Here is a 15095-nt window from a genome sequence, read left to right as displayed (position 1 = left end):
ATCAGGCCACCTTCTCTTCAGCGTGGCCGGTATCCCCGGCCGCAAGGGTCATTTTTTCCGCCAGGGCGGTCAGCTGCGCGCCGAGGGTTTGCGGGATAGCGAGGGCGGCGACAAAGCGGTCCGGCCTGACCACGGCGATGGCGGTGTTATGTTGCGCAAACCAGCTCTTCAGACGGTTTTGCTTATCCCCCACCCGCAGCGTGCCCGGGGCGTTATCCTGCTCGCGATGGATCTGCACCTCCGGCACGACCTGGATAAAGCGCACCCCTATCGCGCGCCAGCGGGCGATCTGCCCGGCGTCGAGCCCCCACTGCGGGTTGCAGCCCCAGCCGATAATGGCGAAATTCGCCCCGATAACCTCATCGAGCAGGAGACTCTCGCCGTTCTCCAGCGTCACCTGCGGTTGAATAAACATTTTGCCCACCGGCGAGGCTTTGCCTGCGCCGTCGGTCAGCAGCGCCCCTTCGCGATACTGCGGCATCGGCTTAAAGCGCATTTCGAGGAAGTAACGTTTCACCGGCGGCAGGTAGTTCAGCAGCCAGGAGAGGCCATCGCGCGCCGCGCCCTGCCAGCGCTTCGGCGGCGCCAGCACGTGACCGGCGGTGACCGACAGGTCAATCATCGCCTTCGCGTGGTCGCGACGCTCCTGCTGGTAGCTGTCAAGCAGCGCCTCTCCCGCTTTGCCGTTGACCACCAGCGCCAGCTTCCACGCCAGGTTGAAGGCGTCACGCATGCCGCTGTTGTATCCCTGGCCCTGCCAGACCGGCATGATGTGCGCGGCGTCGCCGGCCAGCAGCACCCGGTCAATGCGAAAGCGCTCGGCAAGGCGCGCGTTATGGGTGTAGACCCGCTGGCGGATCAGCTCGACGCGATCCGGGTCCGGCAGCACTTTGCTCAGCAGACGGCGCATATTGTGCGGCTCGCTGAGCTGGGCTTCGGTTTCCCCGGGCATCACCATAAATTCAAAGCGGCGCACGCCGTGGGGCAGCGCGGCGGAAACATAGGGCCGCACCGGGTCGCAGCACAGGTAGACGTGCGGGGTGGCCAGCGGATCGTTGGCGATATCGATGACGATCCACTGGTTCGGCGCGGTCTTGCCTTCGAAAGGGACGTTCAGCGTGCGGCGAATAAAGCTGGCGCCGCCGTCGCAGGCCACCAGCCAGTCAGCGCGCACCGTCTCCCGCTCGCCGTCCGGTCCTTTGATATTTAACGTGACACTGTCACTGCTCTGGCTAAAGGCTTCCACCTCGCGGGAAAAGAGGCAACGGACCTGCGGGAAACGCTGCAGGCCGTGATACATCACCGCATCCACCTGCGGCTGAATAAAGGCATTGCGCCGCGACCAGCCAAACTCATCGGTCATCGGCTGGATGTCGGCAAAGCAGCGGCCCTTCGGGGTCAGAAAGCGCATGGCGTGCCACGGCGTGGTGTGCGGCAGCACGTCATCCACCAGCCCCACCGCCTGCATCGCCCGCAGCGATTCATCGTCAATACCGATGGCCCGCGGGTAATCGATCAGTTTGTCGAGCTTTTCCACCAGCAGCACGCTGATGCCCATCTGGCCAAGGTAGTTGGCCATCATCAGGCCTACCGGACCGGCGCCGGCGATGGCGACCTGGGCGGTATGCTGCACGGCGGGTTGAATATCGGGTGTAGATGTTGTCATTCTCAGCGACCTCACGACTCGGAAACTGCCCGGCTGACAGGCAATTTGTTAATCATGTGTAAACGTATTTTTATAATGGGCTGAGTATAGGGCGGGTGTTTTCGGCTACAATCAAAACATCGCTGAATGTGCATCAGGTGCACATCGCTGTTTATAAAGCATTTTAAGGAAGGATTTATGCGTGATGATGGGGCCACTGAGTACAAAACGGTGCGCGGATTAAGCCGGGGTTTATTGTTATTAAAATTGTTAAATAAATTCGACGGCGGCGCGACGCCCGGCCTGCTGGCGGAGTTTAGCGGCCTGCATCGCACCACCGTGCGCCGGCTGCTGGAGACGCTGCAGGAGGAAGGTTTTGTCCGCCGCAGCCGCTCCGATGACAGCTTTCGTCTGACCATTAACGTCCGCCAGCTGAGCGACGGATTTCGTGACGAACATTGGATTTCTGCCCTCGCCACGCCGCTGCTCGGGGAGCTGCTGCGCGAGGTCCAGTGGCCGACGGATATCACCACCCTCGACGTCGACGCCATGGTGGTGCGCGAAACCACCCACCGCTTCAGTCGGCTGTCGTTTCACCGGGCGATGGTCGGACGGCGACTGCCGCTGCTGCTCACCGCCTCCGGTCTGACGTGGCTGGCCTTTGCCCCCGACGCGGAGCGCGACGCCATACTCAGCATGCTGGCCGCCCGTCCGGAAGCGGAATATCAGTTGGCTCGCGAACCGGAACGGCTGGCGGCGCTCCTCGCCCGCACCCGCCAGAACGGCTATGGCGAAAATTTCCGCGGCTGGCGGCAGGAGGAGAAAATCGCCTCTATCGCCGTGCCGGTCTGCAGCCAGCAGCGGGTCATCGGCTGCCTCAACCTGGTCTATATCGCCAGCGCCATGACCATTGAGCAGGCGGCGCAGAAGCATCTCTCCGCGCTGCAGAGGGTGGCGGGCCAGATAGAAGCCCGCATGGAGGATGAAGAAGTGTGGTACGAAATGCCCTGAACGTCCGCTGGCATGTGAGAAACCGCCTGCAGATAACGTGATGATAAACCCGGCCACACTGCGCGGTGCGGCCGGATGGGCGTCGCGTCAGTAGCGAATTTCCGCCAGCGCCCGCAGCTGTTCGGGGGTGGCTACCGGCAGGTCGAAAAAGCGCAGATAGGCAGGGATCATTTCAAACAGCATGTCGGTCCCGCGCTGGATGTGGCACTGTCGCGCCTGGGCGGCTCTCAGCAACGGAGTATACTCCTGGGTCATCACCACCTCCCCCACCCAGGTGCCTGGCGCCAGGCGGTCAACGTCCAGCGGCAGCGGATCGCTGACCTTCATCCCCAGCGGCGTGGCGTTGACCACCAGCTCGTGTCCGGCAGGATCGTGCTGCATCAGAGTGATATCGAGCTGGGGATAGTGCTGATGCAGCCGTCCAGCGAGAGCGTGCGCCACCTCGGGACGGGTATCGTACAGGGTCAGGGCGCTGACCCCTGCAGCCGCAAGGGAGGCGGCGATAGCCGACCCCACCCCGCCGCTGCCGACCACCAGCGCCCGCGTCCCCTCAGGCTGAAATCCCTTACGGCGCAGGCCCAGCACAAAGCCGTCGCCATCGAACATGTCCCCGGAGAGGCTGCCGTCCGCCTCGCGACGGATGGCGTTGCAGGCGCCGGCGATAGCCGCCGTCGGGCTCAGGCGTTGCACCAGATCGCAGGTGGCGATTTTATGCGGCATCGTCACCAGCGCGCCGATGATATTGGTCATCGTAAACAGCGGCGGAATAAACGCGGCATAGTCCTCCGGCCTGACGCCCATTGGCACCACCTTCACGTCCACCTGCTGGTCGACAAACCACGGGTTGTAGATCATCGGCGCCTTAAAACTGGCGGTCGGATAGCCAAGATGCGCTATCAGCCGCGTATTCCCACTAATCACCATGCCTTGCTCCTTTGCTTACTGCGATAACTCGATACGTTTGACGTCGCCGAGGATAAACAGATAGGCCGCCACGCCCAGCAGCGCGGCGCCGCCGATGTAGATCAACGCGTAGAAGAAATTGCCGAACCCGGCGACGATAAAGCCGATCACCAGCGGGGTGAGGATCCCCGCGAGGTTGGCGCAAAAGTTGAACAGGCCGCCGGTGAGCCCGCCCAGCCCCTTCGGGGCGATGTCGGAGATCAGCGTCCAGCCGAGGCCCACCATCCCCTGGCCAAAAAAGGCAAACGACATCACCAGGATCACCGCCAGGTCGCTCTGCAGCCAGTTGGCGGAGATGATGCAGCTGGCCATCAGCAGGCCGGCGACGATCGGCAGCTTACGCCCCAGATTGGCCGACCCGGTGGCTTTAAGCAGCTTGTCGGAGATCCAGCCGCCAAACATCACCCCGCCGGCGGCGGCGACAAACGGCAGGATGGAAAAGAAACCGACCTTCAGCCACGGCATATGGCGTTCGGTGGCCAGCCAGGTGGGAAACCAGGTGAGAAAGAACACCAGCACCGTATTGCCGGCAAACTGGCCGATACTGGCGCCGATGATCTGACGTTTGCTCAGCAGCTGGCGGACCAGCGGCCAGCTGAACGCCACCTGCTGGTCGGCTGGGGCGCTCAGGCCGCCGCCGTTTTCGATATGCTCGCGCTCCTGCTGGCTGAGACGAGGGTCTTCATGCGGTTCGCGGTAGCAGCGCCACCACACCAGGGCGAACAGAATGCCGACCACGCCGACGCTGACGAACAGCACCCGCCAGCCGAAGCCGTCCATGATCCAGAACAGCAGCGGGGCAAAGCAGGCCAGCCCAAGGTATTCCCCCACGGTGTACACCGCCGTGGCCTTCGCGCGCTCCTGCTGCGGGAACCAGGCGCTGACCACCCGACTGTTCACCGGAAAGCACGGCGCTTCGCTGACGCCAAGCCCGAAACGGCACAGCAGCAGCGTCTTCAGCCCCACCGCCATGCCGTGGAACAGGGTAAACAGCGACCACAGGGTCAGCGACAGAAAATAGGTCACTTTGTTGCCAAAACGGTCGAGAAACAGCCCGCCGGGGATCTGCGCCAGAGCGTAGGTCCAGGCGAAAGCGGAGAAGAGGATCCCCATGAGCGCAGGGTCGATCCCCAGCTCACCGGTCAGCTTTGGGGCGGCGATCCCCAGCACGGTGCGATCGAGGTAGTTGATCATGGTGCCGATGGCCAGCAGCGCAAGAATGCCGATGCGCCGCCGGGAGCGGCGCGCGGTGACGGCTGGCTGGGCGGCGGCCGTCGGGTTAGGGCTATATGAGCTCATAGTCGGTTCCTGTCTCGGGTACAGAGGGTGTTGTTATTGTGTTTCAGGCATAATGAACCATTTGATTCAGGCTAACAATACTGCATCGCCGCCAGACGGACGGCCGCATTCGCCGCGCCATAGAGCGCGTAGCCTGCCCGTCGTTCGGTTAATTCAAAGAAGAAGCGCCCGGCGATGAAGGGCCGGGTATACAGATGCAGGAACGCACCGCCCTGCGGATCGCGGTCGTAGAGGAGCTGCCGCCGCTGGAGCTGCCCGACGTCCAGCTCGCCGCCAAAGCGCGCCAGCAGATCGTCATAGTAATTGGCCGGGATCGGCAGCGCATGATCGGCAACCGCGGCGAGCTGGTCGCAGGTGGCCGGCAGATCGCGGCAGGCAAAGGCGGCATGCTGCAGCCCCGCCCCCTGGTAGCAGGCGACCGAGCGGGCGATCTGCGTCGCCCGGCTCTGGGAGATATTCAGCGCCAGGCGGATCTCCCCCTGCGGGCTGCGCACCGCCAGACTACGCACCAGCCCATAGGGATCCGGCAGCGTCTGCTCATGTTCGAGCGTAAAACCAAACACCGTGCGGAAAAACATCACCCATTTGTCGCGGCTGTCGGCTTCCATCCCCAGCGCCAGATGGTCGATGCCGAGGTAATCTTCGCGCACCGTCACGCCATCGCGCAGGAGAAAGTCGCGCTCGTAGATCGCCTCCCCGGCATCGATGAGATAGACCAGGCTGCCGTCAGGGGCGCAGATCGCCGGGATCGGCGTTTCGTTCGGCCCGGCGTCGCCCTGCCAGGTGGCATACCCCAGCGCGCGGGCGCGAGCGACAATCGGCGCGCTGCTGTCGACCCGCAGCGCCATCGCGCAGAGCGATACCCCGTGGCGTTGATAAAAGTGATCGGCCCAGCTGTGCGGCTGATGGTTAATCACGATCCGCGCCCCGCCGTTGCGCCACAGCGTGACCTGTTTGGAGCGGTGGCTTCCCTCGTGCTGAAAACCCAGCGCCTGCAGGTGCTGCCCCAGGCGCTGCGCCTCGGCGACGCTGGCGGCGAATTCGATAAACTCCAGCCCGTGACAGACCGGCGGTGGCGGCGGTGAAAACAGATCGGCATCGCACGCCGGGAGCCGGCGACGAGTCTGCTCCTCCAGCCACAGCAGCGAACGATAGCCATCTTTGGCCGTCGCGCCGTTCGGCGAGGCGCGAAAACCGTCATTAAAGATCTCCAGCGACCAGGGGCCGCGATAGCCGCAGCGGGTGATCTGCTCGGCAAACGCCTCCAGCGGCAGCTCCCCCTGCCCGGGGAAGCAGCGGAAATGGCGACTCCACTCCAGGAGATCCATTTTCATATACGGCGCATCGGCGAGCTGAACGAAGGTGATTTTCTCCACCGGCACCGATGGCAGCGCGTCGAGGGTGTCGCCCCGGGCCAGGATATGGAAGCTGTCGAGCACCAGGCCCAGCGCCGGGCTGTCCACCCGCTGCACCCGCTCCCAGGCCTGCTGCCAGCGGTTCACATGGGTTCCCCAGGCCAGCGCCTCATAGCCGATAGCGATCCCCTCCTCTTCCGCCAGCGTGGCCAGCGCCCGCAGGTCCGCCACCTGCAGTTCGCTATCCGCCGAGCAGTCCGGCTGCACATTGCTGCACAGCAGCAGCGTGTCGCAGCCCAGCTCGCGCATCAGCGCAAATTTGCGTCTGGCGCGGGCCATATTGGCCGCAAACTGCGCCCGGCTGGCACCTTCAAAATCGCGAAAGGGTTGAAAAAGCGTGATTTTTAACCCTAAATCGGCGGCCAGCTGGCGGATTTCCGCCGGCGTCCCCGTATAATAGAGCAGATCGTTCTCGAAAATTTCCACAGCCTGATACCCCGCCGCCGCAATAGCGTGCAGCTTCTCTGGCAGGGTGCCGGAAATCGAAACGGTGGCGATAGAGCGCAGCATAAGGTCCTCGGGTCAACAGCTGACGTGAGCCTTGAATATGTATCATTTGGTTCATTTGCGCCATACCAGGTTGCTAAATTGTGATCATTATGTGTATTTTTTGTCACCCAAGAAAAAGGAGTTGCCATGACCGCCGTTGCTCATGATGAAGCACAATCGCTGAAGGAGCGGATCTTCAGCGCCGCTATCGCCGTCTTTGCCGAACACGGGCTTTCAGGCGCCCGCATGGAGCAGATCGCCACCGAGGCGCAGACCACCAAGCGCATGGTGGTCTACTACTTCAAAAGCAAAGAGCAGCTCTATCAGGAGGTGCTGCAGCATGTGTATGCGCGGATCCGCGAAACCGAGCAGCAGCTGGGGCTGGAGAATGTGCCGCCGGTAGAGGCGCTGGTGCGGCTGGTGCGCTGGAGCGTGCGCTATCACGCCACCCACGCGGACTATATGCGGGTGATTTGCATGGAGAACATGCAGCGCGGCAAGTGGCTGAAGACCTCGGGAGAGCTGAAGCCGCTGAATCGTACCGCGCTGTCGATTCTGGAAGACATTTTGCAGCGCGGCCAGCAGCAGGGGGTCTTTCAGGCGGGGCTGGAAGCGCGCGATGTTCACCGGTTAATCAGCAGCTTTAGCTTTTATCAGGTGTCGAATTTCTACACCTTCAGCAGTCTGTACCTTGACGATCCGCTGCCCGCCATTGACGATGAAGCGATGGTGGCCCACCACTGCGACATTGCCGTCCGGGCGGTGGTCCGCTTCGTGATTTCCTGACCCGCCGGCGAAAGGCGTCAGTGTCCGGAGAGGGCGTGAATGACCTTCGCCATTGCCTCCTCGGTGAGCGGTGAACGCTGGATTTTGCTGTTCGCCAGCGAGGTGCGCAGCACGCCGGCGATGACAATGTGTTTCGGCTCCTGGCCAAGGTCACGCATCTCCAGCACCACTTTGCCCACCACGCGGCACATTTCCTGGTACAGCTCGTCGTCTTTCGCTTTATTTCCCATTGAGTCTGGCTCGCATTTTCTCATTATCAATCAAATCATTATTGATAGATTTTTCCGGCAACGCAAATCATCCTCCCGTTACCGGGTCAATGGCGCATTTTACCGCCTCATGACGGGAGAAAATTCCCTTTCCGCCGCCCCTTTTCATCCCGCCTGATGAAAAAATGTGTTGCATAGTTTTATGCATAACGTGCCGGTTTTGTTACGCGTTTTGTCCATAATTTGAAACGAGGTTTTTATTTTCCTTTTTGATTTCGCCAGCGTATAATGCGCTTCGATTCTTTCTTGAATGGTTTCAGCGCATTGGACTGCATGATAAAACGCATAACACCTTGCCACATTTCATGGGCTGAACCGCCAGCACACATTCTTCTGCACGCTTCGGGGTTGTCACCTATCCTTAGGGCGTGGCTTAGCAACTTTCGTAATACAGGTTTGGCTCCCCGGCAGTGCGCCCGCGGAGCGAGAATTCCATATCCTTCACAACTTAAAGACTAAAACTGTCATGAAAAAGACCAAAATTGTTTGCACCATCGGTCCGAAAACCGAATCTGAAGAGATGCTGACCAAAATGCTGGAAGCCGGCATGAACGTGATGCGTCTGAACTTCTCCCACGGTGACTATGCGGAACACGGTCAGCGCATCCAGAACCTGCGCAATGTGATGAGCAAAACCGGTAAGAAAGCCGCTATTCTGCTGGACACCAAAGGACCGGAAATTCGTACCATCAAGCTGGAAGGCGGCAACGACGTCTCCCTGAAAGCGGGCCAGACTTTCACCTTCACCACCGATAAATCGGTCATCGGCAACAGCGAAATCGTTGCGGTAACCTATGAAGGCTTCACCTCCGACCTGAGCGTCGGCAACACCGTTCTGGTGGACGATGGCCTGATCGGCATGGAAGTGACCGCTATCGAAGGCAACAAAGTTATCTGTAAAGTGCTGAACAACGGCGACCTTGGCGAGAACAAAGGCGTGAACCTGCCGGGCGTCTCTATCGCCCTGCCGGCGCTGGCGGAAAAAGACAAACAGGACCTGATCTTCGGTTGCGAACAGGGCGTGGACTTCGTCGCGGCCTCTTTCATCCGTAAGCGTTCCGACGTCGTCGAGATCCGTGAGCACCTGAAAGCCCACGGCGGCGAAAACATCCAGATCATCTCCAAAATCGAAAACCAGGAAGGCCTGAACAACTTCGACGAAATCCTCGAAGCCTCTGACGGCATCATGGTTGCTCGTGGCGACATGGGCGTTGAGATCCCTGTTGAAGAAGTTATCTTCGCGCAGAAAATGATCATCGAAAAATGTATCCGCGCGCGCAAAGTGGTTATCACCGCGACCCAGATGCTGGACTCCATGATCAAAAACCCACGTCCGACCCGCGCTGAAGCCGGCGACGTGGCCAACGCCATCCTCGACGGCACCGATGCGGTAATGCTGTCCGGCGAATCGGCGAAAGGTAAATACCCGCTGGAAGCGGTCACCATCATGGCGACCATCTGCGAACGTACCGACCGCGTCATGACCAGCCGTCTGGATTTCAACAACGACAACCGTAAACTGCGCATCACCGAAGCGGTGTGCCGCGGCGCGGTAGAAACCGCTGAGAAACTGGAAGCGCCGCTGATCGTGGTCGCCACCCAGGGCGGTAAATCCGCACGCGCTGTGCGCAAATACTTCCCGGATGCCACCATCCTGGCGCTGACCACCAACGAAACCACTGCTCGCCAGCTGGTGCTGAGCAAGGGCGTTGTGCCGCAGCTGGTGGAAGAGATTGCCTCTACGGATGATTTCTATCACCTGGGTAAAGATCTGGCGCTGAAGAGCGGCCTCGCGCGCAAAGGCGACGTGGTGGTGATGGTCTCTGGCGCATTAGTCCCGAGCGGCACCACTAATACCGCTTCCGTGCACGTGCTGTAATAATTTACAGGTTAATTGGTTTTTTTTTAATAAAGCGCCTCTCGGGGCGCTTTTTTTTATTCATCGACTAGCTCTTCCTATTAAAAATGCAAATCGGAATTTACTATTTAATAAGAGATTATCTAAGATGAATCCGATGGAAGCGTGCTGTTTTCACTCGCCTTTTTCAGCGATTTTGACCAATTCGATGCTTCTTTGAGCGAACGATCAAAAATAAGTGCGTTCAGGTAAAAAAAATATTCTCATCCCAAAAAAGTTTGTGTAATACTTGTAACGCTACATGGAGATTAACTCAATCTAGAGGGTATTAATAATGAATCGTACTAAACTGGTACTGGGCGCGGTAATCCTGGGTTCTACTCTGCTGGCTGGTTGCTCCAGCAATGCTAAAATCGATCAGCTGTCTTCTGACGTTCAGACTCTGAACGCTAAAGTTGACCAGCTGAGCAACGACGTGAACGCAATGCGTTCCGACGTTCAGGCTGCTAAAGACGACGCAGCTCGCGCTAACCAGCGTCTGGACAACCAGGCTCACTCTTACCGTAAGTAAGAGTTCTGGTAATAAAAATGGCGCACTCTGTGCGCCATTTTTTTTGCCCTCGCGCTGAGGGCTACTGGGTGAGCAGGCCGTTGTCAGACGAACTGTTCTGCGCCGACAGCGACGTCGCCGCGCTACCCGCCCCCGTCGATACCACCACCGGATAGCCCGCCCTTCTCGACATCGCTTTTTTCAGCTGCAGGTCATCCACCGCTTTATCCTCTGCGAAGGCGTGAAACGCCGCTGGCAGCGTGTAAGCGATGGTCCGGGTGTTTTCCCCTTCCGTTTGCGACAGCGGCCTGTGGACCTCTACATAACGTTTACCATCCGGCTCGACGGCAAACTTCACCGGCTGATTGATGATCCGCACCGGCGTCCCGGTTTTCACCTGACTGAACAGCGCCTTGATGTCATCGGCGTTCATCCGCATACAGCCCGAGCTGACGCGCAGCCCAACGCTGTCCGGCGCGTTAGTCCCGTGGATGAGATATTCGCCGTTACCGTAGGCCAGACGCAGCGCATAGCGGCCCAGCGGGTTATTCGGCCCGGCCGGCACCACCGCCGGGAGCGTCACCCCTTTCTCCAGCGAGCGCGCGCGGATGCCGGCTGTGGGTGTCCAGGTCGGGTTAGGGATCTTCTGCCCGACGCGGGTGGTCATCTCCGGCGTTTCCAGCCCTAACTGGCCGATGCCCAGGGGATAAACCTGGACCTGATTCTCTCCCGGCGGGAAGTAGTACAGCCGCAGCTCCGCGAGGTTGACGACAATCCCCTCCCGCGGCACGTCGGGCAGCAGCATCTGGGAAGGGATCAGCACCTGAGTCCCGGGCTTCGGCTGCACCGGCGCGATGGTATCGTTGGCTTCAAGGATCAGCATCGCCGCGGTATCGAAATGGCGGGCAATCGCCTGCAGGTTGCGATCGCTCTCCTGAACCGTCCAGTACTGGTTCTGGCCAATCAGCCGGCTGTTGGCCGGAGGCAGCGGGTAATCGACGGCCCAGGCGGCCGGGGTGGCGCCAAGGGCGCCGAGAAGGGCTAAAGCGATCATCGTTTTGCGTTTCATACTGAGATTCCTTCTTTCGCTGATAAAACGCCAGGAGACTGAACGGCGGCAGGGTCAGCGCCCTGCCGGACGTAACAGAATGAAATCTACCTGTTTATTCTAGCTAATATTTGCGGCTTTCGCGCGTATCGCGCGGATCATGGCTTCGAGGCCCTGCGAGCGGGAGGGGGTAAGATGCTGGGTGAGGGCCATTTTTTCAAACCACGGGCGGACGTCGAACTCGGTGATGTCCTGGGCGGTCATCCGGTCATAAAGGATAAACACCACCGCAATCAGCCCTTTGACAATCGCCGCATCGCTGTCGCCGCGCAGGGTGACAACGCCGGAAGGATCCTGCGCCATCACGATCCACACCTGGCTTTGACAGCCCTGAATAATGTTCTGCGGGCTGTGCTCCTCGGCGCTCAGCGGCGGCAGCCGCTGGCCCAGCTCAATGATATAGAGATACTTCTCTTCCCAGTTGGCGCAACGGCTAAAATTGCGCAACAGTTTGTCTTTGTCCGGTAATGCCGCCATCGTCACGTCCTTTACCCTAATAGTTTGTGGATCCGCTGGAGGCCGGCCACCAGGCGGTCCACCTCTTCCGTGGTATTGTACATCGCCAGCGACGCCCGACACATGGCCGGTACCTGATAGCGGGCCATCAGCGGCATGGCGCAGTGATGCCCGGTCCGCACGGCGATCCCGTAGTTATCGAGGAAGCTGCCGACGTCATAGGCGTGATGCTGGCCGAGGTTAAAGGCAATCACCCCTTTGCGCTGCGCCGGACCGTAGAGGATCAGATCCGGCACCGCGCGCAGGGCCTCCAGCGCGTAGCGCATCAGCGTCTGCTCGTATTCGGCGATCTGGGTCAGTCCCAGCTGGCTGACGTAGCTCAGCGCCGCGCCGAGGCCAATGATCCCCCCGGTATTCGGCGTGCCGGCCTCAAAGCGCCACGGCGCCAGGTTCCAGGTGGTGCCCTCCGTCAGGCTGACGGTGGCGATCATCGACCCGCCCCCTTCCCATGGCGCCATTGTCTGCAGCAGCTCGGCCCGGGCGTAGAGCACGCCGATCCCGGTCGGGCCGTACAGTTTATGGCCGGAGAAGACATAAAAATCGCAGCCCAGCGCCTGAACGTCCACCGGGTGGTGCATCACCGCCTGGGCGCCGTCCACCAGCACTTTCGCGCCATGCTGATGCGCAAGGGCAATCAGCGCCGACAGCGGGTTTTCCGTCCCCAGCACGTTGGAGACTTCGGTTATCGCCAGCAGGCGGGTACGCTGGTCAAACAGCCCGGGAACCACGTCCAGTTGCAGGGTGCCGTCCGGGTTGAGGGGGATCACCCGCAGCTCAGCCCCTACCCTGGCGCAGAGCATCTGCCACGGTACGATGTTGGCGTGGTGCTCCATCTCGCTGATGATGATGTTATCCCCGGCGCCGACGTTGGCATTTCCCCAGCTGTTGGCCACCAGGTTAATGCCCTCGGTGGTGCCGCGCACGAATACCAGCTCCTCCGCCGAGCCGGCGTTAAGGAAGATGGCCGCCTGCTGGCGCACCGCCTCCATCCGCGCGGTGGCTTCCGCGCTGAGGGTATGGATCCCACGATGCACCGCCGCGTAGCCGTGGCGATAGAATTCCGCTTCGGCGCCAATCACCGCCTCCGGTTTCTGGGCGCTGGCGGCGCTGTCAAGATAGACCAGCGGCTGGCCGTTGACCTCCCGGCTCAGTACCGGAAAATCGGCGCGAACCCGTTCTACTGAAAATGTCATGCTGTGCCTCCCGGCAAACGCTCTCCAATCCGCGCCAGCACCTGCTCTCTGAGCGCGTCGCTGTGGATAGCTTCGGTAAGCTCGGCGGCGAAGGCGTAGAGGATCATCTGCTGCGCCGCCTGCTGTTCAATCCCGCGCGAGCGCAGATAGAACAGCTGTTCTTCGTCAATGCGCCCTACCGTCGCCCCGTGGCTGCATTTCACGTCATCGGCGTAAATCTCCAGCTGCGGTTTGGTGTCGACCTCCGCCAGCCGCCCGAGCAGCAGATTGTTGTTGGTCATCTGGCCGTCGGTTTTCAGCGCATGCGGCGCGACGTTGATCAGCCCGTTAAACACCGCCCGGCCCTTATCGCTGACAATGGTTTTATGCAGCTGGCGGCTGGTGCAGTACCCCACCTGGTGGTCCAGCCAGGTGCGGCTGTCGCAGACCTCATTTTTCACCGGCATCGCCAGCGAGTTAAGACGCAGGTCGCTGTTTTCACCGCCCAGACGCGTGCTGGTGTGATGACGCAGCACCTGACCGCCGGTCAGGAAACTGCTGCTGAAAGCCGAGGCGTCGCGGCCCAGCAGCAGGTCGTTATGGGCGAAGTGGTAGCTGTGCGCGTTCTCGAACGCCAGCTTGATGTGCTGAAGGCGCGCGTTGTCCGCCACCGTCATGGTCAGCCGCCCGCCGGTGAAGTGCGGTTGCTCATCAAGGCTAAGATAGTGCTCGATAATCGTCGCCTCCGCCCCGCTCTCCAGCGCCAGATGGTGACGATAGTGGGCGGTATTCAGCGCATCGCCGGCCAGGCCGCGGGTGATATGCATCAGCAGCAGCGGCTTATCCAGGCGGCGGTTGCGCGGCACGCGCAGGCGGGTCACCGTCTGCGCCAGGCTTTCGGTCAGATGGAGAAACACCTCCGGCTGGAGGGCATCCGGCAGATGCTGGCGCTGGTTATCGACACTGACCTCCACGCCGCTGGCGGCGAGATCGTCGCTCAGCTCAGGATGATAGCGACCGTCGATAAACACCAGTCGCCAGGCGTCCAGCGGCAGCGCCAGCGCGTCACGCTGTTCGGCGCTGATCGACGCTCCCTCATCGGCGACGAAGCGGCCGTTAATCAGCGCGTCCAGCGGGGTGTATTTCCAGTCCTCCTGCTTGCGCGTCGGCAGACCCAGGCGCAACAGCTGCTGCAGATGCTGGCTGGCCTCCGGCGTACGCTGGTCGCCCTGCGCTTCAAACAGATGGTGCCACTGCTGCAGCGCATTACTGCTGTTCGGTAAGCCAGCCATAGCCCTGCTCCTCCAGCTGTTTGACGAGAGTGAAATCCCCCGACTTCACAATCCGCCCCTGATACAGCACATGGACATAGTCCGGCTTGATATAGTCAAGGATGCGCTGATAGTGAGTGACGATGATGAAGGCGCGTTTGCCGTCGCGCAGCGCGTTCACGCCCTGGGAGACGATTTTCAGGGCATCGATGTCGAGCCCGGAATCCGATTCATCGAGAATGCACAACTCCGGCTCAAGCACCGCCATCTGCAGAATGTCGTTGCGCTTTTTTTCGCCGCCGGAGAAACCCACGTTCACCGAACGGGTCAGCAGATCTTCCGGCATCTGCAGCAACCTGATTTTCTCTTCCATTAAATCCTGAAAGTCAAAGCGATCCAGCGGCTCCTGGCCGCGATAGCTGCGCACGGCATTCAGCGCGGTCTGCAGGAAGAACTGGTTGCTGACGCCGGGGATCTCCACCGGATACTGGAAGGCCATAAAGATGCCTTCCCCGGCGCGATCTTCCGGGGCGAGCTCCAGCAGGTTTTTGCCCTTAAATTCGACGCTGCCGCCGGTGACCTCGTAATCTTCGCGCCCGGCCAGGGTGGCCGAAAGCGTGCTTTTCCCCGAGCCGTTCGGCCCCATAATGGCGTGGACCTCCCCCGGACGCACCTCAAGGTTCAGCCCGCGCAGGATCGCTTTATCTTCGACGGCGACGTGTAAATCTTGAATACTTAACATC

15 protein-coding genes are annotated in these 15095 nt (G+C 60.6%); 4 read left to right on the top strand and 11 right to left on the bottom strand.

Translation table 11 applies throughout. From position 1 onward, the window contains the following. Nucleotide 1 precedes the first annotated feature (1 nt). Nucleotides 2-1666, bottom strand: a complete 1665-nt coding sequence (locus tag ACLH1U_RS02120; RefSeq protein ID WP_072419993.1) for a bifunctional 3-(3-hydroxy-phenyl)propionate/3-hydroxycinnamic acid hydroxylase — start codon at nt 1664-1666, stop codon at nt 2-4. Between the two features lie 177 nt (nt 1667-1843). On the opposite strand from ACLH1U_RS02120, the gene ACLH1U_RS02115 reads away from it, so the two are divergent. After that, nucleotides 1844-2656, top strand: a complete 813-nt coding sequence (locus tag ACLH1U_RS02115; protein ID WP_237902591.1) for a DNA-binding transcriptional regulator — start codon at nt 1844-1846, stop codon at nt 2654-2656. A gap of 87 nt (nt 2657-2743) precedes the next feature. On the opposite strand, the gene ACLH1U_RS02110 is transcribed toward ACLH1U_RS02115, so the two are convergent. The 3 genes from ACLH1U_RS02110 to ACLH1U_RS02100 all read right to left on the bottom strand — a co-directional run bounded on the left by ACLH1U_RS02110 (nt 2744) and on the right by ACLH1U_RS02100 (nt 6843). Continuing rightward, complete coding sequence (locus ACLH1U_RS02110; protein WP_032453232.1) at nt 2744-3580, bottom strand: shikimate dehydrogenase family protein; 837 nt, start codon at nt 3578-3580, stop codon at nt 2744-2746. A gap of 15 nt (nt 3581-3595) precedes the next feature. Next, a complete protein-coding gene (locus ACLH1U_RS02105; protein ID WP_023290068.1) occupies nt 3596-4918 on the bottom strand; it encodes an MFS transporter in 1323 nt (440 codons plus the stop codon). A gap of 71 nt (nt 4919-4989) precedes the next feature. Beyond that, nucleotides 4990-6843 (bottom strand): bifunctional sugar phosphate isomerase/epimerase/4-hydroxyphenylpyruvate dioxygenase family protein, encoded by a 1854-nt coding sequence (locus ACLH1U_RS02100; RefSeq protein ID WP_411299011.1) that lies wholly within the window; start codon nt 6841-6843, stop codon nt 4990-4992. 126 nt (nt 6844-6969) lie between these two features. Between ACLH1U_RS02100 and ACLH1U_RS02095 the strand changes: the two genes are divergently transcribed. After that, nucleotides 6970-7608 carry a TetR/AcrR family transcriptional regulator gene (locus tag ACLH1U_RS02095; protein WP_023290070.1) on the top strand — a complete coding sequence of 213 codons (639 nt, stop codon included), beginning with the start codon at nt 6970-6972 and terminating at the stop codon, nt 7606-7608. Between the two features lie 17 nt (nt 7609-7625). On the opposite strand, the gene fumD is transcribed toward ACLH1U_RS02095, so the two are convergent. Continuing rightward, the gene (fumD, locus tag ACLH1U_RS02090; RefSeq protein ID WP_004203074.1) at nt 7626-7838 is read right to left on the bottom strand and encodes a fumarate hydratase FumD; all 213 of its coding nucleotides are present in this window, start codon (nt 7836-7838) and stop codon (nt 7626-7628) included. 236 nt (nt 7839-8074) lie between these two features. After that, the gene (locus ACLH1U_RS02085; RefSeq protein WP_032428887.1) at nt 8075-8206 is read right to left on the bottom strand and encodes a hypothetical protein; all 132 of its coding nucleotides are present in this window, start codon (nt 8204-8206) and stop codon (nt 8075-8077) included. 137 nt (nt 8207-8343) lie between these two features. Between ACLH1U_RS02085 and pykF the strand changes: the two genes are divergently transcribed. Continuing rightward, nucleotides 8344-9756 (top strand): pyruvate kinase PykF, encoded by a 1413-nt coding sequence (gene pykF, locus ACLH1U_RS02080; protein WP_023290071.1) that lies wholly within the window; start codon nt 8344-8346, stop codon nt 9754-9756. Nucleotides 9757-10069: 313 nt separating this feature from the next. Next, nucleotides 10070-10306, top strand: a complete 237-nt coding sequence (locus ACLH1U_RS02075; RefSeq protein ID WP_002908860.1) for a major outer membrane lipoprotein — start codon at nt 10070-10072, stop codon at nt 10304-10306. Between the two features lie 61 nt (nt 10307-10367). Here ACLH1U_RS02075 and ACLH1U_RS02070 read toward each other — a convergent pair whose 3' ends face one another. The 5 genes from ACLH1U_RS02070 to sufC form a co-directional block, all read right to left on the bottom strand. Continuing rightward, nucleotides 10368-11354, bottom strand: a complete 987-nt coding sequence (locus ACLH1U_RS02070; protein WP_023290072.1) for a L,D-transpeptidase family protein — start codon at nt 11352-11354, stop codon at nt 10368-10370. A gap of 99 nt (nt 11355-11453) precedes the next feature. After that, a complete protein-coding gene (gene sufE, locus ACLH1U_RS02065) occupies nt 11454-11870 on the bottom strand; it encodes a cysteine desulfuration protein SufE (RefSeq protein WP_023290073.1) in 417 nt (138 codons plus the stop codon). A gap of 11 nt (nt 11871-11881) precedes the next feature. Then, nucleotides 11882-13102 (bottom strand): cysteine desulfurase SufS, encoded by a 1221-nt coding sequence (sufS, locus tag ACLH1U_RS02060; RefSeq protein ID WP_023290074.1) that lies wholly within the window; start codon nt 13100-13102, stop codon nt 11882-11884. Then, nucleotides 13099-14373 (bottom strand): Fe-S cluster assembly protein SufD, encoded by a 1275-nt coding sequence (gene sufD / locus ACLH1U_RS02055; protein ID WP_411299010.1) that lies wholly within the window; start codon nt 14371-14373, stop codon nt 13099-13101. The genes sufS and sufD overlap by 4 nt, the downstream gene beginning before the upstream one ends. Beyond that, nucleotides 14348-15094 carry a Fe-S cluster assembly ATPase SufC gene (sufC, locus tag ACLH1U_RS02050; protein ID WP_032453238.1) on the bottom strand — a complete coding sequence of 249 codons (747 nt, stop codon included), beginning with the start codon at nt 15092-15094 and terminating at the stop codon, nt 14348-14350. The genes sufD and sufC overlap by 26 nt, the downstream gene beginning before the upstream one ends. Between the last annotated feature and the right edge of the window lies 1 nt (nt 15095).

It is taken from the genome of Klebsiella sp. 1SOBk5mer, assembly GCF_046603115.1.
Taxonomy (GTDB): Bacteria; Pseudomonadota; Gammaproteobacteria; order Enterobacterales; family Enterobacteriaceae; genus Klebsiella; species Klebsiella quasipneumoniae.
The sequence above is the reverse complement of the archived record's forward strand: the minus strand, read 5'-3'. Positions and strand labels throughout refer to the sequence as shown.